Source organism: Bacillus cereus G9842, assembly GCF_000021305.1.
Lineage (GTDB): Bacteria > Bacillota > Bacilli > Bacillales > Bacillaceae_G > Bacillus_A > Bacillus_A thuringiensis_S.
This window is the reverse complement of sequence record NC_011772.1, coordinates 126,546-145,209: the sequence shown is the minus strand read 5'-3', so window position 1 is coordinate 145,209 and position 18,664 is coordinate 126,546. Positions and strand designations below refer to the sequence as shown.

Below are 18,664 nucleotides of genomic sequence, written 5' to 3'. Positions count from 1 at the left end.
CGCATCAGCGACGTTTATTAATTTACCATATACAAACTATTAACGTCAATACTTTTTAATAAAAAGTTCTTCTTCTTACATAACGAATACATTCCTCTGCGTTAGCAACTCTCCGAAACAAACAAAAAATGATTTTATATCTTTCTTCCATCGCCTTTTTTACAACTTCATGAATACGCTCATCTTCAAAATCAAATAAAAGTTCCTCTAACTCTCTCTTTAATATGTATTCCATCTCTTTTCTCTCTTCTTTTGTCAACATCAGCCCAAGCAAATGATCACCTCAATAATTCCTTACGTAACAATAAACGTTCCGCTCATTTTCACTTATTACAATCCTATCATTCATTATATCCACTACTTACGATATTAATCCTTTGTTCTCTTTTTTATATTTCCAGCATATATGTAACTGAAAAGGATTGGACAAAGGGGCGTAATATTATGTTTTTCTTTTTTATTACGAGTAAAAGAACTTTTAAACACATTAGCTTAATAGTGATACTTTCCTTATTTACAGCATGGCTACTCTTTTTAAAAACATATTCACATGAATCTGCTTTTTCAACTGCTACAGGCCCTAAAGTAATTTACAAAGGAGATACCGCTAAAAAGCAAGTTGCATTTACGTTTGATATTAGTTGGGGAGACAAAAAAGCAATTCCAATCCTTGATACTCTTAAAGAAAGAGAAATTAAGAATGCAACCTTCTTCCTTTCTGCTGCATGGGCCGAAAGACACCCCGATATTGTAGAGCGCATCATGAAAGATGGACACGAAATCGGTAGTATGGGTTACAATTACACATCTTATACTTCTCTAGAGACGAATGAAATAAGACGAGACCTTTTACGAGCACAAGATGTTTTTACAAAACTTGGTGTAAAACAAGTCAAACTGTTACGTCCACCTAGTGGCGAATTTAACAAGGCAACCCTTAAAATTGCAGAATCACTTGGATACACCGTCGTGCATTGGAGTAATAATTCAAACGATTGGAAAAACCCAGGTGTAAACCACATCGTTTCCACCGTCTCTAATAATTTGAAAGGTGGAGATATTGTCTTATTACACGCATCCGATTCTGCCCTTCAAACAAATAGAGCTTTACCGCTGCTCCTGCAAAAATTAAAAAGTGATGGATATGAGCAAATATCCGTATCACAACTTATTTCCAACACAAGTACGAAAAGTGAAGATGTGAAATAGCTTCGTCCCTACTACTCTTCACGTATAAAAAGCTCTACTACCTTTCAAGAAGGTGGTAGAGCTTTTTTAATCACACCATTTCCAGTAATATAACTGCCGGTGTATAAAACCTCTCTCTATTAAGCAGGTTTACTCGTTTTTCCGATTAAACGATGTAATACAAGTAATTGATATGCATTACATAACAATAGCGGTATAACCATTAAATATAACCAATCTGTATCATTAATCCGAAGCGCCGGTACCCATTCAAGAATTGTTACAACAACCATAAAGAACAGAGCTGGCACAAATGCTTTTTTATTTGTTTCTTTACTTTTTACATAAGCAACAATTGCTCCAAACACAAATAAAATTCCAGCAACAAGTATGTTATTCCCCAATGAGACTTCCCCATTTGCAATAAGTACAGACCTTAAATACACAAAATCAAATAATACGAATGCAATAAAGAAGAGCTGGACTGCATTCCATAAAGACGATGAGCGAAACATCCCTAGTCCAAAACGATGGATTGTTAAATATGCAAAGAATCCCATTTGACTTATAACGCTAAAAATAAATCCTACACCCATCAACCAGAAAGATACCGCTAAAATCTCCTTAACGTCGAAATTTTGAAAAAATTCATCGTACCTGTCCCACTCCAAAACAAAACCAATAATAACTGTGCTAATCCCACCAAGAAACAACGTCGTTAAAAATAGTCGTACCCACTTGCGGCTATTCACAACACATCCCCCATTATCCTTATATTTCTAATTAAATTGTATCAATGACAATTTCAAAAAGCTAGCCATGTTCATGTATAAATTCCTTAAAGATATTTATATTAAAAAGAGAGAACTGTGCTGAAAGGAGTTCCAACTTATGAAACGGATACTATTCATTTTCGTTTCTTCTTTTCTACTTATCGCACTTGTAGCATGCGCACAAGGAAAAGAAACGAAATCCGAACTAGATTACGATCAAACAAAGAAAATGATTGTTGATATTTTAAAAACAGATCAAGGTAAGAAAGCTATTCAAGATGTATTAACTGATGAAAAAATGAAACAAGCACTCATACTAGATGAAACAGTAGTAAAGAAAACGATTGAAGATGCAATGGTATCCGATAAAGGGCAACAATTCTGGGAAAAGCTCTTTAAAGATCCTGAGTTCTCATCGAAGTTCGCTAAAAGTATGGGGAAAGAACAAACCCAATTAATGAAAACCTTATTAAAAGACCCTGAATACCAAGCAGGCGTTATAGAAATCATGAAAAATCCTGAAGTAGAAAAAATGATGTTACAAACAATGAAGAGTAAAGAATACCGTCAATATCTACAACAAGTACTAACAGAAACTGCTGAAAGTCCACTCTTCCAATCCAAGATGATTGATATCATTAGTAAAGGTGTACAAAAGGCTGAAAAAGGTGGATCTGATAAGAAAGAAGCAGGCGGTGACGGTGGTTCTCAAGGCGAGAAGAAGGAAGAACAGTGAAAATAATAACTATAATAACGAGTGGACAATGTATAAATTGTCCACTCGTTATTACTTTATCTTGCTATTAACAGACAAAATGGCCCTCTAGTTAAGCGAAAAGTTTACTAGTAACAAAACCCTTATTGTTGCCAGTAACAGATGAACTCCACTGATTAAAGTTTCACTTTATTTTTGTGTAACAGCTGTTTTATCAATTACCACTTCGGCTATTTTACTATAAATAATGCCGGTTGTATGTGTATCTTCATATACTGAAGGAGCAAAGTCTTCTTTATTCCAATCAGGTTGTTGCAGCGGAATACGACCAAGAACATTTGTTTGTAGTTCGGTAGCCAACTTATCTCCCCCGCCTCTTCCAAATACATATTCTTTCTCACCAGTTACCTTACTTTCAAAATATGCCATGTTCTCAACAACACCGAGAATACTATGTTCAGTGCGTAATGCCATCGCTCCAGCACGCGCTGCTACAAACGCAGCTGTTGGATGAGGCGTCGTTACAATAATCTCTTTGCAAGATGGCAACATTGAGTGCACATCTAACGCAACATCACCTGTTCCTGGTGGTAAATCTAGTACTAAATAATCTAAATCGCCCCATTCCACTTCTGTGAAGAAGTGGTTTAACATTTTCCCAAGCATAGGTCCTCTCCAAATAACTGGTGCATTATCCTCTACAAAGAAGCCCATTGAGATTACCTTTACACCTAAACGTTCCACCGGAATTATCTTGTCACCTCTTACGATGGGACGTTTTTCTATCCCCATCATGTCTGGCACACTAAAACCGTAAATGTCCGCATCAATAATACCAACTTTTTTTCCTAAACGAGCTAAAGCAACTGCAAGGTTAACGGAAACGGTTGATTTTCCCACGCCACCTTTTCCACTCGCTACTGCTAAGAATGTCGTTTTTGAATTTGGTGACAATAAAGATTCACTTTGCTCTGCTTCTTGTTCTGGTGCAAACTGAGCTAATTCCTCTTCTGTAAATTCTGCAAAACGAAGTCCAACTGTTGCTGCTCCAAGTTCTTTTACTAACTTTACAATTCCAGACTGCAACTGCATTTGTTCCGCTGTACCAGTTTTTACGATTGCAATTTTGACACTCACATGTTCCTTCTCAGGCTTGACTGTTACCTCTTTAATTGCACTTGTTTCTTTTAATGTTTTATGTAAAAACGGATCTACAATCCCTTCTAACGCTTCAACCACTTGTTCTTTCGTTACCATAATTAACCCAGCCCCCTGTATGAAAAATAACGTAATGTTAATTGAATTCATCTTTGTTTATTCTTCAAATTAATGCGTTTACATTTCCAGTATAACATATTTTCCGAAAACTTCGTTAACGAGAGAAACTCAAAAAAATCCTCCTTATTCTGGAGGATTTCCTTTTTCCGTGAAATAACGCAATATACCACGGTATATTGCAGCTGCTACCTTCTGTTGATATTTCTCCGAATTTAACATATACCTTTCGTTCACATTCGATAAAAAGCCGGCTTCAATTAAAGCACCTGGTGTTTTCGCATACTTCAATAAGTATACGTGAGAGATTGTTTTAGCAGAACGATTCGTATTTTCTAAACTCGTTCTCAATTCAGCCTGTATAAATTTAGCAGCACGTTCATTTTCAATTGAAGAGCGATAGTAGAATGTTTGTGCGCCTTTCGATCCACTACTAGTTAAAGCATTTAAATGAATGCTTGCAAAAAAGTCTATATCTGGTTTATTGATGATTTCTACACGTTTTTTTAAATCCTCCGCTTTACGTCTACTATATGACTTTGTATCTTTGTTAGCTAAATCATAATCTCCCTCACGCGTTAAAATAACTAGTGCACCTTGTTCTTGTAAATAGTCTTGTACCTTTTTTGTAATTTCAAGCGTAATATCCTTTTCTATAATATCCTTTCCACCAACAGCCCCTCCATCTGGTCCACCATGCCCAGCATCTAATACGATTACTTTCCCTGATAAGGGTAAATTCCAAGCTCGCCACGATTTTGTGATTTGAAATTCTTGTTTGACTAAAAAAAACAAAACAACCGCAGCGAGTGCAAAAGAGATAATTCGAATTCTCTTCATACCTTTCCTCCTCCAGCTAGTCCCTCTAATTACTTATATGGGACAAGAGGAAAGTTTATGCTTGTCTTAATGAAGCTTTAATCGATATCTTCTTTCACCTTTTTCATACCCTTCTTGCCACCACAATCCTATAAACTGCTGACAAGATTCAAAAAGTAATTCCTCATCTTTCAACTTTATTTCTCGCATAGTCATACTCGTTAAAAATTGAAATAGCGTTTCAGTTAATTGTTGTTCTTCTTCTAAAGCTCTATATTTCACATCAAAAAACGATTCACCATAATAACCAAATTTACTATATCTCGCTCCTAATAAATAAGATTCTATCCCTAATTCAATACAGTAATCTTCATACTGACGATGAAGCTCTTGCATTTGAAAGGCATCACGAATATTTGAGCGCAATGTTTTTAATGATAATTCTCGCAGCATCTTCCGCTCGTATTTTAACTGCTTTTCTTTTTGTTTTTCTTGTAAGCTGACAATGACATTCATAGTACTTATAAACCTCCCTAATACGTATAGTCTAAACTTCTAAAGAAGAAGCATACGCGAGGCCGTAGCACTAAAATATTCCAAGCTAAAAAAATTGTAAAAGAGGAATGAAACACAAAAAAACCCCAACCAAAATGGTTGGGGTTTGTAGTTCGCAAAAATTAACGTTTTGAGAACTGAGGTGCACGACGTGCGCCTTTAAGACCGTATTTTTTACGCTCTTTCATACGTGCGTCACGAGTTAATAGACCTGCACGTTTTAGTGTTAGACGGTATTCTGGATCAGCTTTTAATAAAGCGCGAGAAATACCGTGACGAATAGCACCAGCTTGACCAGTGTATCCACCACCATTTACGTTTACAAGTACATCGTAGTTACCTAAAGTTTCTGTTGCAACTAGAGGTTGTTTCACTACTTCACGTAATGCAGCAAATGGGATATAGTTTTCAAAATCACGACCGTTAATGATAACGCGTCCTTCGCCTGGAACTAGGCGTACGCGCGCTACTGAACTCTTACGACGTCCAGTGCCATAGTATTGAACCTGTGCCAAAGTAAGCCCTCCTTTAATTAATTATCCGCGAAGTTCGTAAACTTCTGGTTTTTGTGCTTGGTGTGGATGCTCTGCTCCAGCATACACGTTAAGTTTCTTAGAAACTTGACGGCCTAAGCGTCCTTTTGGAAGCATGCCTTTAATTGCAAGCTCTAACATTTGTACAGGGTAGTTTGTACGCATTTCAAGAGCTGTTCTTTGCTTAAGTCCACCTGGGTGGTTAGTGTGACGGTAGTAAATTTTATCGTTTAATTTATTACCTGTTAAATGAATTTTCTCAGCGTTAATAATAATTACATGATCACCCGTGTCAACGTGTGGTGTAAATGTAGGTTTGTTTTTACCACGTAAAATGGATGCTACTTCAGTAGATAGGCGACCTAAAGTTTGACCTTCAGCATCAACCACATACCATTTACGCTCAACTTCGTTAGCTTTTGCCATAAAAGTCGTACGCATGTGTTTCCCTCCTCGTTATCTTTTCCATAGAAAAAATCTATTGTTTATCTTAAACACGATTTCCTTCCGGGGCTAATCGTGGTTTTAGAAACAATACCATATGTTATGATATACTTTTGAGTTTCTAATGTCAAGCAAATGTTACACCAGGATTAGTTGTTATAGTTTACCTCCCATAGGTAAAGCCCATGACCTGGAGCCATCTTTCCAGCAAACTGACGATTTTGTTTCGCTAAAATCTCTGGAATGCTATCAGGATCAAGCTTTCCTTGCCCTACGTTAAGTAACGTACCAACAATAATTCTGACCATATTATATAAAAATCCATTACCTACAAAACGAAAAATTAATTCATCATCTTGCTCAATTAACTCGATTTCATAAATTGTTCGCACTTTATCTTTTTTGTCAGTTTTTGCCGAGCAAAAAGAAGTGAAATCATGCGTTCCAATAAAATAAGGAATTGCTTTTCTTATAGAATTGATTTCGAGCGGATATGGATATTGATATACGTAATTTCTACGGAATACATCCGCAGTCTTTGATAATAATACACGATAACGATATTCTTTTTTCTCAACACCGTAACGTGCATGAAATTCTTCTGTTTTTTTCTCTACTCGCCTAATAACAATATCATCTGGCAACATTGTATTTAAAGCGTTATTCCATTGCCACTCCTCAAGAGACAAAGGAGTATCAAAGTGTATTACTTGCCCTTTTGCATGAACCGTAGAATCTGTTCTACCAGACGCCTGAACACGAACAAGTTCTCCCTTATGCAATTTCTGTAATGCTTTTTCTATCTCCTGTTGAACAGTACGATGCTTCGGCTGAATTTGATAACCACAAAAATGCATACCATCATATGCAATCGTACATTTTATTCTATCCATTTCTCTATTCTCCATTACGATCGCACCCATGCCAAAATACAAGCTAAACAAAATAAGCTTACAATCGTTACTGTATCGCTTGTTTTCCAGCGTAGTTGCCTAAATTTAGTACGTCCTTCACCACTTTGATATCCACGAGCTTCCATCGCAATAGCTAAGTCCTCTGCACGCTTAAAAGCACTGATAAACAGAGGAACGAGCAGTGAGATAATAGCTTTCATTCTATCTTTTATCGGTCCACCAGCGAAATCAATACCACGTGATGCTTGTGCTTTCATTATTTTACTCGTTTCATCCATTAATGTCGGGATAAAACGAAGAGAAATTGACATCATTAATGCGATTTCATGAACAGGAACCTTTATACGCTTCAATGGCTTTAATAACGTCTCCAAACCATCTGTAATTTCAATAGGTGTCGTCGTTAACGTTAATAATGTCGTCATTAAAATAATAACGAAGAACCGTACAGAAATGTATATCCCTTGCTCTAATCCTTTTTCATGTATCGAAAACCAACCAAGCTGGAGTAGTACATCCCCCTCTTTATTTGTAAAAATATGCAGGAAAAATGTAAAAAGAAAAATCCATAAAATTGGTTTTAAGCCCGAAAGTACATAACGAATCGGCACTTTTGCAAAAAATAAAGCAATGAGTGCATATAAAAATAAAAATCCATATGAAATCGCATTATTTGCTAAGAAAACAACAAATACATATAAAAAGACAATCAGCAGCTTCGTACGTGGATCAAGTTGATGAATAAGTGAATTCCCCGGGATATATCTCCCAATAATCAACTGCTGCATGATTCATGACCACCTTTTCGTAACACCTGCACAACTTCATGAGTAAGATCCTCTAAAGATAAGGTAGCCTTTGGAATTGAAATACCAAACTTCTCTTCAATTGCACGTTTATACTTTAATGACATAGGAAGATCCACACCAATTTTCTCTAGTTCATCAGCATGTGAAAATACTTCCTCTGCACTTCCTTGCAAAAAGACCGTTCCTTTATGCATAACTACAATTTGTTCCGCATACTGAGCAGCATCTTCCATATTATGCGTTACAAGGATAACTGTAAGCCCTTTCTCCTTATGCAACTTATAAAACATCTGCATAAGTTCGTTCTGCCCTTTTGGATCTAGACCTGCTGTAGGTTCATCTAATACAAGCACTTCAGGTTCCATTGCCAGTACACCCGCTATAGCAACACGTCTCATTTGTCCACCACTTAATTCGAACGGAGAACGTGTTAACAGTTCCGGTTCTAGCCCTACAAGTTCTATTGCCTCTCTAGCCTTTTGCTTCGCTTCGTCTCCAGATGCCCCGAAATTAGTAGGTCCGAAGCAAATATCTTTCTCCACAGTTTCTTCAAACAACTGATGTTCCGGGAATTGAAAGACAACCCCTACTTTTTTACGTAGTGGCTTTAGCTTTTTTTCTTTCTTTCCTGCCGAAATCAAATGTTCACCAATTTGAACTGTACCATTTGTCGGCTGCAATAAACCATTTAAATGTTGAATCATCGTCGACTTACCTGAACCAGTATGACCGATAATGGCATAATAGCCCCCACTTGGAAACGACACGTCTACATCATAAAGTGCGCGTCTTTCAAATGGAGTTTTATATTGATAACGATGTTCTACTTTTTGGAATGTAATCTCCAAAGTTCGTTCACCAAGCTTTCCATTGTAAGATGCGTATTTTGCAAAAGAATTTCATTTCTTTTTAATAATTCTGCTATTTTCACCGAAAACGGTACATCTAAGCCAATTTCTTGGAGCATATGAGAGGACTTGAAAATTTTCTCTGGAATCCCTTCCTCTAATATTTCTCCCTTATTTAAAATAATGACACGATCTGACTGCGCCGCTTCTTCCAAATCGTGCGTAATTGATAACACGGTAATACCTTTTTGATTAACAAGTTGTCTAACCGTTTCTACTACTTCACGTCTTCCTTGAGGATCTAACATTGACGTTGCTTCATCTAATATTAAAATAGATGGCTGAAGTGCTAAAACGCCTGCTATTGCCACTCGCTGTTTTTGCCCACCAGATAAGGAATGAGGCTCATCATTAAGAAAATCTTCCATACGGACAAGTCGTAAGACCTGTTCTAATCTTTCAATCATTTGTTCTCTTGGCATTCCGATATTCTCTAAACCAAATACAACATCATCTTGCACTGTTGTTCCAACAAATTGATTATCTGGATTTTGAAATACCATTCCAATTTGTTTTCGAACATCCCATACCGTTTCCTCTGATAAAACCATTGAATCATTTACTGTAATAGTCCCTGCTTCCGGCAAAAACAAACCATTCAATAATTTTGCAAGTGTAGACTTTCCTGAACCGTTTTGTCCAATAATAGATACCCATTCTCCCTCATATAAGGAAAATGAAACATCTTTTAATGCATACGTGGCTGCCCCAGGATATTGAAATGATATATTTCCTATCCGAAGTTTCTCTTTTTTCAATAGAAGGCACCCTTTCCTTCGCCAAGCTCGCCTATTTTTATATTTAAAAAAAAGGGCCATGACCAGTTTCTTGAAAAGAACTGTCCTGCCCTTTTAATTATCATTATACTAACTCGATAATTACCATTGGTGCTGCGTCTCCGCGACGTGGACCAATTTTTGCAATACGAGTGTATCCGCCTTGGCGCTCAGCATAGCGTGGAGCTACATCAGCGAATAATTTTTGAAGTGCATCTTGACCAGTCTCAGCGTTAGCTACTTCATTGCGAATGAAAGCTGCTGCTTGACGACGAGCATGAAGATCTCCGCGTTTACCTAAAGTGATCATTTTTTCCACTACAGAACGAAGTTCTTTTGCACGAGTTTCTGTCGTTTGGATGCGCTCGTTGATAATTAAATCAGTAGCTAAGTCACGTAACATAGCTTTACGTTGCGCACTTGTACGGCCTAATTTTCTGTATGCCATTCGTAGTTCCCTCCTTTGTTCATGGGTTTAAATCCTCAGTCGTCTTTACGTAAACCTAAACCTAATTCCTCAAGTTTATGTTTAACTTCTTCTAAGGATTTACGTCCTAAGTTACGAACTTTCATCATATCTTCTTCTGTTTTGTTCGCAAGCTCTTGTACAGTATTAATTCCTGCACGTTTTAGGCAATTATAAGAACGAACAGAAAGGTCTAGTTCTTCGATAGTCATCTCAAGAACTTTCTCTTTTTGATCTTCTTCCTTCTCGACCATAATCTCAGCATTTTGTGCTTCATCAGTTAAACCAACAAAGATATTTAAATGCTCAGTTAAGATTTTGGCACCTAAAGAGATAGCTTCTTTTGGCCCGATGCTTCCATCCGTCCATACATCAAGCGTAAGCTTATCATAATTAGCCACTTGTCCGACACGTGTCTTTTCCACTTGGTAAGTCACACGTGATACTGGAGTATAAATAGAATCAATAGGAATTACTCCTATTGGTTGATCTTCGCTTTTATTTGCATCAGCTGGCGTATACCCACGGCCACGCTTTGCAGTTAAACGCACGCGGAAATGCGCATCTTTTGCTAACGTTGCAATGTGTAAATCTGGATTTAAGATTTCTACATCACTATCGTGAGTAATATCAGCAGCTGTGACAATACCTTCGCCCTGCACATCAATTTCCAACGTCTTCTCTTCTTCAGAGTAGATTTTAAGAGCTAACTTTTTCAAGTTTAAGATGATCGTCGTAACGTCTTCTACTACGCCCTCAACTGTTGAAAATTCATGTAATACGCCATCGATTTGGATAGCAGTAACAGCGGCACCAGGGAGTGAGGATAAAAGAATACGACGTAAGGAGTTACCCAAAGTAGTACCATATCCACGCTCAAGCGGTTCAATTACGAATTTACCATATTTAGCATCTTCGTTAAGTTCAACCGTTTCGATTTTCGGCTTTTCGATTTCAATCATTAACTAAACCCTCCTTCAAAACGTCGAAACCCCGGTTAAACAAAGGTATAACCCCTGTCTAACCGAAAGTCCCCCTTAGGCAGTTCCCGATTGTGCACAACAAGCGATGTTTCTGTACGAAATTTCTCGATAATGCATCATATCCATTATAGACAAAAGGGAAAATTCTATACAGAAAAATTACACACGACGACGTTTTGGCGGACGACATCCATTATGAGGAACTGGAGTAACATCTCTAATTGCTGTTACTTCTAGACCTGCAGCTTGAAGAGCACGAATTGCAGCTTCACGACCAGCACCAGGACCTTTAACAGTAACCTCTAAAGTTTTTAAACCGTGCTCCATTGCAACTTTAGCAGCAGCTTCAGCAGCCATTTGCGCAGCGAATGGAGTAGATTTACGAGATCCACGGAAACCAAGTGCACCAGCACTAGACCAAGAAAGTGCGTTACCGTGAGTATCTGTAAGTGTTACGATTGTGTTGTTGAAAGTAGAACGAATATGAGCTATACCAGCTTCGATATTCTTTTTCACACGTTTTTTACGAGTGTTTGTTTTACGTGCCATTGTTAGTTCAACCTCCTTTACTTATTATTTCTTTTTATTTGCTACTGTACGACGTGGACCTTTACGTGTACGAGCATTGTTTTTAGAATTTTGACCACGAACTGGTAAACCACGACGGTGACGAAGACCACGGTAAGAACCGATCTCCATTAGACGTTTAATGTTAAGAGATACTTCACGACGAAGGTCTCCCTCAACTTTAATACGATCGATAACATCACGGATACGTCCTAATTCGTCTTCCGTTAAATCACGAACTCGTGTTTCTGAAGAAATACCAGCTTCAGTAAGAATTTTTTCAGCAGTTGTGCGACCAATGCCGAATACGTAAGTTAAAGAAATAACAACGCGTTTGTCTCGAGGAATATCTACACCTGCGATACGTGCCATTCTGAATGCACCTCCTTCTGATTAACCTTGTTTTTGTTTATGTTTAGGGTTTTCACAAATAACCATTACTTTTCCACGTCTACGAATAACTTTACATTTTTCGCAGATTGGTTTAACTGACGGTCTTACTTTCATGTCTCGAACCTCCTTAAAGATTACGGAGTGCTATATTATTTAAAACGGTACGTAATACGACCACGATTTAAATCGTACGGAGATAATTCTACCGTAACTTTGTCTCCTGGTAAAATACGAATGAAGTTCATACGGATTTTACCAGAAACGTGAGCCAATACGACATGCCCATTCTCTAATTCTACTTTGAACATAGCATTTGGCAACGTTTCAAGAACGGTACCTTCGACTTCAATTACATCATCTTTAGCCATTCAATAGTTCTCCCTTCTTCAAATCAGTAACATTTTACACTGCTCTGAAATCCCGGAGAGCCAGCTACTTATAAAGTGGTAAGGATTTCGTATCCTGCTTCTGTAAGAGCAATCGTGTGCTCAAAATGGGCACACCATTTACCATCTACCGTTACCACTGTCCAGTCATCAGATAGTGTTTTTACATATCGTCTTCCTTGATTCACCATCGGCTCAACACAGATGACCATTCCCGGCTTTAATCTAGGGCCTCTATTTGGTGGACCATAGTGCGGGATTTGAGGGTCCTCATGTAAGTCTTGCCCGATTCCGTGACCAACATACTCCCTAACGATCGAGAATCCATTCTCTTCAGCATGGGTTTGAACCGCATGTGAGATATTTGATAATCTCTCGCCTGGTTTTACTTGTTCTAGACCAAGATACAACGATTTTTCTGTGACATCAAGTAGCTTTTGAACAGATTCAGAAATGTTTCCAACTGGATACGTCCATGCAGAATCTCCATGGTACCCATTGTATTTCGCACCAATATCGATACTGATGATATCGCCCTCTTTGAGCTTGCGCTTTCCTGGAATTCCGTGTACAAGCTCTTCATTTACAGAAGCACATATGCTCCCCGGAAATCCGTTGTATCCTTTAAAAGATGGCGTAGCACCATATTTTTGAATCGTCTTTTCCGCTATTTGATCGAGCTCTTTCGTTGTAATTCCTGGAGTAATGTGCTGTTTCAACTCTTGATGAGTTAAAGCAACGATTCTGCCAGCTTCTCGCATGATTTCTATCTCGCGAGGAGTTTTGCAGATGATCATTACGCTAAGCCTCCGATGAGAACATCGATATCAGCAAATACTTTATTGATATCTTGCTCACCATTAATGCTTTTTAAGTAACCAAGCTCGTCGTAGAAATCAAGCAAAGGTTTTGTTTGCTTAATATTTACATCTAAACGATTTGCTACAGTTTCTTCATTGTCATCAGAGCGTTGGTATAATTCGCCACCACATTTATCGCACACATCAGCTTTTGCTGGTGGATTGAATTCTAAGTGGTAAGTCGCACCGCACTCTTTACAAATGCGACGGCCTGTAAGGCGTTTTAATAACAACCCTGAATCCACATTAATGTTTAAAACATAGTCGATTTTTTTGCCAAGATCTTTCATAATCTCTTCAAGAGCTGATGCTTGTGCAACAGTTCGTGGGAAACCGTCTAGTAAGAAACCTCTTACGCAGTCTTCTTGACTTAAACGTTCACGAACAATTCCGATTGTAACTTCATCTGGAACAAGTGCACCTTTATCAATAAAAGATTTTGCTTGTAGACCCATTTCAGTTTCAGCCTTCATAGCTGCACGGAACATATCTCCTGTTGAAATGTGAGGGATGTTATACTTGGCTACAATCTGTTCGGCTTGTGTACCTTTACCAGCACCAGGAAGCCCCATTAAAATTAAGTTCATCCTTGTTCCCCCTCAGTACATGAGCATGTAGGGAAGATAGTTCTTCCCACTTACTCACTGCTTGATAAACCCTTTGTAATGGCGTTTTACCAGTTGGCTTTCTAGCTGCTTCATTGTTTCTAAAGCAACGCCGACAACGATTAACATACTCGTTCCACCAATCTGTGCAGATGGAGGAAGATTTCCCAATTTCGTAAAAATAACTGGTAAGATTGCAATCGCTGCTAGGAAAATTGATCCTACAAAGGTCAAACGATACAAGATTTTTGTTAGATATTGTTCTGTATTCTTACCCGGACGAATACCTGGAACATATCCACCTTGCTTGTTTAGATTCTCTGACATTTGCTCTGGATTAACCTGAACAAATGCATAGAAATATGTGAAGGCTACAATGAGCGCAACATATATGATCATTCCCACTGGGTGAGAATAGTTAAAGTTTGCAATAATCCACTGCGATACATCATGTTTCGGGAAGAACTGTGCAATAGTTGGAGGCGTAATTAAGAATGAAACAGCAAAAATGACTGGAATAACACCCGCACTATTTACCTTAAGCGGTAAATGTGTGTTTTGTGCTCCAGCATGATTCCCATTCCCTCCTGTTACACGCTTCGCGTATTGAATTGGGATCTTTCTAACAGCTTGTTGAATGAAAATAACACCAACAATAACTGCTAGCACAGCTAGTAAAATCAATGCAACTTTAACGATACTCATGAACAATTGATCTCCGATATTTTGAAACTGTTGTTGATACACTTGAGATATAACACTTGGTATCGCTGCAGCAATACCGCCAAAGATAAGGATGGAAATACCATTACCTACACCTTTAGCTGTAATCTGTTCGCCTAACCACATTAAAAATGCAGTACCAGCAGTCAGTACCGTAGCAATGTATAAATAAGTGCTCCAACCAGGATTCAAAATTAATTGCCCACCTACCATACCGTTAAAACCGATTGACATACCAAACCCCTGAATAAACGCAAGAACAATTGTAAAGTAACGCGTGAATTGCGTTAGTTTACGACGGCCCATTTCACCTTGCTTCGACCATTCCGAAAATTTAGGAACAACATCCATCTGCAATAATTGCACGATGATGGATGCTGTAATATACGGCATGATTCCCATCGCGAAGATGGAGAAGTTTTTCAAGGCGCCACCGCCAAATGTATTTAGGATGCCTAAAGCATTTAATTGGTCTTGTGCTTTCAGTACGTCTCCATTTGTAAATGGCACTGGGATAAACGTGCCAATCCTGAATACGATTAACATCGCTAAAGTGAATAATATTTTACGTCTTATCTCAGCAACGCGCATAAAGTTGGAGATTGTACGAAACATTAGATCACCTCAACTGATCCGCCAGCTGCTTCAATTGCTTCTTTAGCACTTGAAGAGAACTTGTGCGCTTTAACAGTTAGTTTTTTCTCTACTGCTCCGCTTGCAAGAATTTTAACACCGTCGTTTAACTTGCTGATAACGCCAGTTTCCAGCAATAATTCAGGTGTTACTTCTGTACCATCTTCAAAACGATTTAACGTTGATAAGTTTACAATAGTAAACTCTTTACGGTTAATGTTTGTGAAGCCGCGTTTTGGTAAACGACGGAATAATGGAGTTTGACCACCTTCGAAGCCAAGACGAACACCGCCACCAGAACGTGCGTTTTGTCCTTTATGACCTTTACCAGCAGTTTTACCGTTACCAGAACCGATACCACGACCGACACGGTTACGTACTTTACGAGAACCTTCTGCAGGTTTTAATTCATGAAGTTTCATTCCCAGGCACCTCCTTATATTAATGAGTTATCCTTAAGCTTCTTTTACAGTTAAAAGGTGAGAAACTTTGTTGATCATACCAAGAATAGCAGGAGTTTCTTCCTTAACTACAGTTGAATTCAACTTTTTAAGACCTAAAGCTTCTACCGTCGCACGTTGATCTTGTGGACGACCAATTACACTACGAGTGAGGGTAATTTCTAACTTTTTCGCCATTTGTTTTCCCTCCTTAACCTAGTAGCTCTTCTACAGATTTACCGCGTAATTTTGCAACATCTTCAGCGCGCTTAAGTTCGCTTAATCCGTTCACAGTAGCGCGAATCATGTTGATTGGTGTGTTAGAACCAAGAGATTTCGAAAGAATATCTTGTACACCAGCTAATTCAAGAACCGCACGAACAGGTCCACCAGCAATAACACCAGTACCCTCAGCAGCAGGTTTTAAGAATACTTCACCAGCTCCAAAGTGACCGTTGATTGTGTGTGGAATTGTTGTACCAACTAATGGTACAGCGATTAAATTTTTCTTAGCGTCTTCGATAGCTTTGCGAATTGCGTCTGGTACCTCTTGTGCTTTACCAGTACCGAATCCAACATGACCGTTTTTATCGCCAACTACAACTAGTGCAGCAAAGCGGAAACGACGACCACCCTTAACAACTTTCGCGACACGATTTATCGTAACTACACGTTCTTCAAGTTCTAATTTACTTGGGTCAATGCGATGCATCAATTTTCCCTCCTTTGACCATTAAAATTGTAATCCAGCCTCACGAGCAGCTTCAGCTAGAGCTTTAACACGGCCATGGTATAAGTAACCACCGCGATCGAATACTACTTCTTTAACGCCTTTCTCTACAGCACGCTTAGCAACTGATTCTCCAACTTTCGTAGCAGCTTCAGTATTGCTAGTACCGTTAAGAGCAAGGTCTTTATCAAGAGTAGATGCACTTACTAACGTTACACCATTCACATCATCAATAACTTGAGCGTAAATATGTTGGTTAGAACGGAACACGTTTAAACGTGGACGCTCTGCAGTACCAGTAAGTTTAGCACGTACACGTGCATGTCTTTTCTTACGAGTCGCATTTTTATCAGCTTTAGTGATCATTTTCTTGTCACTCCTTTCTCTCACCTAACGGGTTTACTTAGCAGTTTTACCTTCTTTACGACGAACAACTTCGCCTTCGTAACGAATACCTTTACCTTTGTAAGGCTCAGGAGCACGTACAGCACGGATGTTAGCAGCAAATTCGCCAACACGTTGCTTGTCGATACCTTTAATTACGATTTTAGTTGGTGCAGGTACTTCAACTTCAAGACCTGCTTCCGGAGTCATTTCTACTGGATGAGAATAACCTACGCTTAAAACAAGTTTATCTCCTTGTTTTTGAGCACGGTAACCAACACCGACTAATTCAAGTCCGCGTGCGAAACCTGCAGTTACACCTTCAACCATGTTTCCGATTAAAGCACGAGTTGTACCGTGTAATGCACGGTGTTCCTTCTGTTCAGATGGACGCTCAACTGTTAGTGTATTTTCTTCAATTTTGATAGACATATCAGCATTGAATTTACGAGTTAATTCACCTTTAGGGCCTTTTACTGTTACAGTATTGTCTTCTGCAATTGTAATAGTAACACCTGCAGGGATTTCAAGAATCTTTTTACCAATACGAGACATGTGGTCACACCTCCGTTCGTTTTAAATATATATTACCAAACGTATGCTACTACTTCTCCACCAGTTTGTAATTGACGAGCGTCTTTGTCTGTCATTACTCCCTTAGATGTAGAAACAAGAGCGATACCTAATCCGTTAAGTACACGTGGTACTTCGTCAGCTTTAGCGTAAACGCGTAAGCCAGGTTTACTGATACGTTTTAATCCAGTGATTACACGTTCATTGTTTGCACCATATTTCAGGAAAATACGAAGGATACCTTGTTTGTTATCCTCGATGTATTCTACATCACGAATGAAACCTTCACGTTTTAAAAGTTCAGCGATCTCTTTTTTGATTTTAGAAGCAGGAACCTCTAATTTCTCATGACGTACCATGTTCGCATTACGGATGCGAGTAAGCATGTCTGCAATTGGATCTGTCATCACCATGTGTTTTACCTCCTTCCCATTTGTGGGTTTTACCAACTAGCTTTTTTAACACCAGGAATTTGACCTTTATATGCAAGTTCACGGAAACAAATACGGCAAAGTTTAAATTTGCGGTATACAGAATGCGGACGACCGCAGCGTTCGCAACGTGTATACTCTTGTACTTTAAACTTAGGAGTACGCTTTTGTTTCGCTATCATAGATTTTTTAGCCACGTTTTCGCCTCCTCTACTTAGCGTTGGCTTCCATTATTTTTGGAATGGCATACCGAATTGTGTTAAAAGTTCACGAGCTTCTTCATCAGTTTTCGCTGTAGTAACGATTACGATGTCCATACCGCGTACTTTGCTTACTTTATCATAATCAATCTCAGGGAAGATAAGTTGCTCTTTAACACCTAATGTGTAATTCCCACGACCATCGAATGATTTCTTAGAAACACCACGGAAATCACGTACACGTGGTAAAGAAACCGATACTAATTTGTCGAAGAACTCATACATTTGCTCGCCGCGTAAAGTTACTTTCGCACCGATTGGCATACCTTCACGAAGACGGAAACCAGCGATTGATTTTTTAGCACGAGTTACAACAGGTTTTTGACCTGCGATTTGTGTTAATTCTTCTACTGCATTGTCTAAAGCTTTTGAGTTAGATACCGCGTCACCAACACCAGTGTTGATTACGATCTTTTCGATTTTCGGTACTTCCATCACAGATTTATAGTTAAACTTGCTCACTAGAGCAGGAGTAATTTCCTTTTGGAACTTCTCTTTAAGGCGATTCAATGAAGTGACCT

30 protein-coding genes are annotated in these 18,664 nt (G+C 38.6%); 2 read left to right on the top strand and 28 right to left on the bottom strand.

From position 1 onward, the window contains the following. Positions 1–55: 55 nt before the first annotated feature. A complete protein-coding gene (locus tag BCG9842_RS00805) occupies positions 56–274 on the bottom strand; it encodes a hypothetical protein (protein WP_000901146.1) in 219 nt (72 codons plus the stop codon). Between the two features lie 170 nt (positions 275–444). Here BCG9842_RS00805 and pdaB point away from each other — a divergent pair, with 170 nt between their 5' ends. Then, positions 445–1,209 carry a polysaccharide deacetylase family sporulation protein PdaB gene (gene pdaB / locus BCG9842_RS00800; RefSeq protein WP_000464716.1) on the top strand — a complete coding sequence of 255 codons (765 nt, stop codon included), beginning with the start codon at positions 445–447 and terminating at the stop codon, positions 1,207–1,209. Positions 1,210–1,328: 119 nt separating this feature from the next. On the opposite strand, the gene kbaA is transcribed toward pdaB, so the two are convergent. Then, positions 1,329–1,940: a KinB signaling pathway activation protein KbaA gene (gene kbaA, locus BCG9842_RS00795; RefSeq protein WP_001088528.1), complete on the bottom strand. Its 612-nt coding sequence runs from the start codon at positions 1,938–1,940 to the stop codon at positions 1,329–1,331. A gap of 139 nt (positions 1,941–2,079) precedes the next feature. On the opposite strand from kbaA, the gene gerD reads away from it, so the two are divergent. After that, the gene (gerD, locus tag BCG9842_RS00790; RefSeq protein WP_000821601.1) at positions 2,080–2,697 is read left to right on the top strand and encodes a spore germination lipoprotein GerD; all 618 of its coding nucleotides are present in this window, start codon (positions 2,080–2,082) and stop codon (positions 2,695–2,697) included. A 168-nt stretch (positions 2,698–2,865) separates the two neighbouring features. Here the strand turns inward: gerD and BCG9842_RS00785 are convergent, their stop codons facing one another. The 26 genes from BCG9842_RS00785 to rplE all read right to left on the bottom strand — a co-directional run bounded on the left by BCG9842_RS00785 (position 2,866) and on the right by rplE (position 18,653). Continuing rightward, complete coding sequence (locus tag BCG9842_RS00785) at positions 2,866–3,933, bottom strand: Mrp/NBP35 family ATP-binding protein (RefSeq protein WP_000256626.1); 1,068 nt, start codon at positions 3,931–3,933, stop codon at positions 2,866–2,868. 144 nt (positions 3,934–4,077) lie between these two features. Next, the gene (gene cwlD / locus BCG9842_RS00780) at positions 4,078–4,791 is read right to left on the bottom strand and encodes an N-acetylmuramoyl-L-alanine amidase CwlD (RefSeq protein ID WP_000822437.1); all 714 of its coding nucleotides are present in this window, start codon (positions 4,789–4,791) and stop codon (positions 4,078–4,080) included. 66 nt (positions 4,792–4,857) lie between these two features. Further along, the gene (locus tag BCG9842_RS00775; RefSeq protein WP_001101005.1) at positions 4,858–5,286 is read right to left on the bottom strand and encodes a DUF2521 family protein; all 429 of its coding nucleotides are present in this window, start codon (positions 5,284–5,286) and stop codon (positions 4,858–4,860) included. Positions 5,287–5,447: 161 nt separating this feature from the next. Next, entirely contained in the window at positions 5,448–5,840 is a 393-nt protein-coding gene (rpsI, locus tag BCG9842_RS00770; RefSeq protein ID WP_000079986.1) for a 30S ribosomal protein S9, read from the bottom strand. Between the two features lie 21 nt (positions 5,841–5,861). Beyond that, positions 5,862–6,299, bottom strand: a complete 438-nt coding sequence (gene rplM, locus BCG9842_RS00765) for a 50S ribosomal protein L13 (protein WP_001260795.1) — start codon at positions 6,297–6,299, stop codon at positions 5,862–5,864. Between the two features lie 152 nt (positions 6,300–6,451). After that, the gene (gene truA / locus BCG9842_RS00760) at positions 6,452–7,195 is read right to left on the bottom strand and encodes a tRNA pseudouridine(38-40) synthase TruA (RefSeq protein ID WP_041488139.1); all 744 of its coding nucleotides are present in this window, start codon (positions 7,193–7,195) and stop codon (positions 6,452–6,454) included. Between the two features lie 14 nt (positions 7,196–7,209). Then, positions 7,210–8,004, bottom strand: a complete 795-nt coding sequence (locus BCG9842_RS00755) for an energy-coupling factor transporter transmembrane component T family protein (RefSeq protein ID WP_001186530.1) — start codon at positions 8,002–8,004, stop codon at positions 7,210–7,212. Beyond that, a complete protein-coding gene (locus BCG9842_RS00750) occupies positions 7,992–8,873 on the bottom strand; it encodes an energy-coupling factor ABC transporter ATP-binding protein (RefSeq protein WP_000406521.1) in 882 nt (293 codons plus the stop codon). The genes BCG9842_RS00755 and BCG9842_RS00750 overlap by 13 nt, the downstream gene beginning before the upstream one ends. After that, positions 8,849–9,691: an energy-coupling factor ABC transporter ATP-binding protein gene (locus tag BCG9842_RS00745; RefSeq protein ID WP_000711764.1), complete on the bottom strand. Its 843-nt coding sequence runs from the start codon at positions 9,689–9,691 to the stop codon at positions 8,849–8,851. The genes BCG9842_RS00750 and BCG9842_RS00745 overlap by 25 nt, the downstream gene beginning before the upstream one ends. A gap of 103 nt (positions 9,692–9,794) precedes the next feature. Then, the gene (rplQ, locus tag BCG9842_RS00740; protein WP_000331490.1) at positions 9,795–10,157 is read right to left on the bottom strand and encodes a 50S ribosomal protein L17; all 363 of its coding nucleotides are present in this window, start codon (positions 10,155–10,157) and stop codon (positions 9,795–9,797) included. Between the two features lie 35 nt (positions 10,158–10,192). Then, positions 10,193–11,137 carry a DNA-directed RNA polymerase subunit alpha gene (locus BCG9842_RS00735; protein ID WP_000569643.1) on the bottom strand — a complete coding sequence of 315 codons (945 nt, stop codon included), beginning with the start codon at positions 11,135–11,137 and terminating at the stop codon, positions 10,193–10,195. Positions 11,138–11,317: 180 nt separating this feature from the next. Further along, positions 11,318–11,707 (bottom strand): 30S ribosomal protein S11, encoded by a 390-nt coding sequence (gene rpsK / locus BCG9842_RS00730; protein ID WP_000101797.1) that lies wholly within the window; start codon positions 11,705–11,707, stop codon positions 11,318–11,320. Between the two features lie 24 nt (positions 11,708–11,731). Next, positions 11,732–12,097: a 30S ribosomal protein S13 gene (rpsM, locus tag BCG9842_RS00725; protein WP_000090792.1), complete on the bottom strand. Its 366-nt coding sequence runs from the start codon at positions 12,095–12,097 to the stop codon at positions 11,732–11,734. Between the two features lie 21 nt (positions 12,098–12,118). Next, complete coding sequence (gene rpmJ / locus BCG9842_RS00720) at positions 12,119–12,232, bottom strand: 50S ribosomal protein L36 (RefSeq protein WP_000868344.1); 114 nt, start codon at positions 12,230–12,232, stop codon at positions 12,119–12,121. 35 nt (positions 12,233–12,267) lie between these two features. Then, positions 12,268–12,486, bottom strand: a complete 219-nt coding sequence (gene infA, locus BCG9842_RS00715; protein ID WP_001029884.1) for a translation initiation factor IF-1 — start codon at positions 12,484–12,486, stop codon at positions 12,268–12,270. Positions 12,487–12,554: 68 nt separating this feature from the next. Then, a complete protein-coding gene (gene map / locus BCG9842_RS00710; protein ID WP_000582539.1) occupies positions 12,555–13,301 on the bottom strand; it encodes a type I methionyl aminopeptidase in 747 nt (248 codons plus the stop codon). Next, on the bottom strand, positions 13,301–13,951 hold the full coding sequence (locus tag BCG9842_RS00705; protein ID WP_001048995.1) for an adenylate kinase: 651 nt from the start codon (positions 13,949–13,951) through the stop codon (positions 13,301–13,303). Before BCG9842_RS00705 ends, map begins: the two co-directional genes overlap by 1 nt. Positions 13,952–14,005: 54 nt before the next feature. Further along, positions 14,006–15,307, bottom strand: coding sequence for a preprotein translocase subunit SecY (secY, locus tag BCG9842_RS00700; RefSeq protein WP_000490118.1), 1,302 nt, complete (start codon positions 15,305–15,307; stop codon positions 14,006–14,008). Then, positions 15,307–15,747 carry a 50S ribosomal protein L15 gene (rplO, locus tag BCG9842_RS00695; protein WP_000766083.1) on the bottom strand — a complete coding sequence of 147 codons (441 nt, stop codon included), beginning with the start codon at positions 15,745–15,747 and terminating at the stop codon, positions 15,307–15,309. Before rplO ends, secY begins: the two co-directional genes overlap by 1 nt. 33 nt (positions 15,748–15,780) lie before the next feature. Then, positions 15,781–15,963 (bottom strand): 50S ribosomal protein L30, encoded by a 183-nt coding sequence (gene rpmD, locus BCG9842_RS00690; RefSeq protein ID WP_001085233.1) that lies wholly within the window; start codon positions 15,961–15,963, stop codon positions 15,781–15,783. 13 nt (positions 15,964–15,976) lie between these two features. Next, complete coding sequence (rpsE, locus tag BCG9842_RS00685) at positions 15,977–16,477, bottom strand: 30S ribosomal protein S5 (RefSeq protein ID WP_000554646.1); 501 nt, start codon at positions 16,475–16,477, stop codon at positions 15,977–15,979. Between the two features lie 21 nt (positions 16,478–16,498). Further along, complete coding sequence (gene rplR / locus BCG9842_RS00680) at positions 16,499–16,861, bottom strand: 50S ribosomal protein L18 (protein ID WP_000628818.1); 363 nt, start codon at positions 16,859–16,861, stop codon at positions 16,499–16,501. Positions 16,862–16,894: 33 nt separating this feature from the next. Further along, on the bottom strand, positions 16,895–17,434 hold the full coding sequence (gene rplF / locus BCG9842_RS00675; protein ID WP_000086551.1) for a 50S ribosomal protein L6: 540 nt from the start codon (positions 17,432–17,434) through the stop codon (positions 16,895–16,897). 32 nt (positions 17,435–17,466) lie between these two features. Then, on the bottom strand, positions 17,467–17,865 hold the full coding sequence (rpsH, locus tag BCG9842_RS00670; RefSeq protein WP_000245511.1) for a 30S ribosomal protein S8: 399 nt from the start codon (positions 17,863–17,865) through the stop codon (positions 17,467–17,469). 29 nt (positions 17,866–17,894) lie between these two features. Continuing rightward, positions 17,895–18,080, bottom strand: coding sequence for a 30S ribosomal protein S14 (gene rpsN / locus BCG9842_RS00665; RefSeq protein WP_001085700.1), 186 nt, complete (start codon positions 18,078–18,080; stop codon positions 17,895–17,897). A gap of 33 nt (positions 18,081–18,113) precedes the next feature. Continuing rightward, positions 18,114–18,653, bottom strand: coding sequence for a 50S ribosomal protein L5 (rplE, locus tag BCG9842_RS00660; protein WP_001080829.1), 540 nt, complete (start codon positions 18,651–18,653; stop codon positions 18,114–18,116). Between the last annotated feature and the right edge of the window lie 11 nt (positions 18,654–18,664).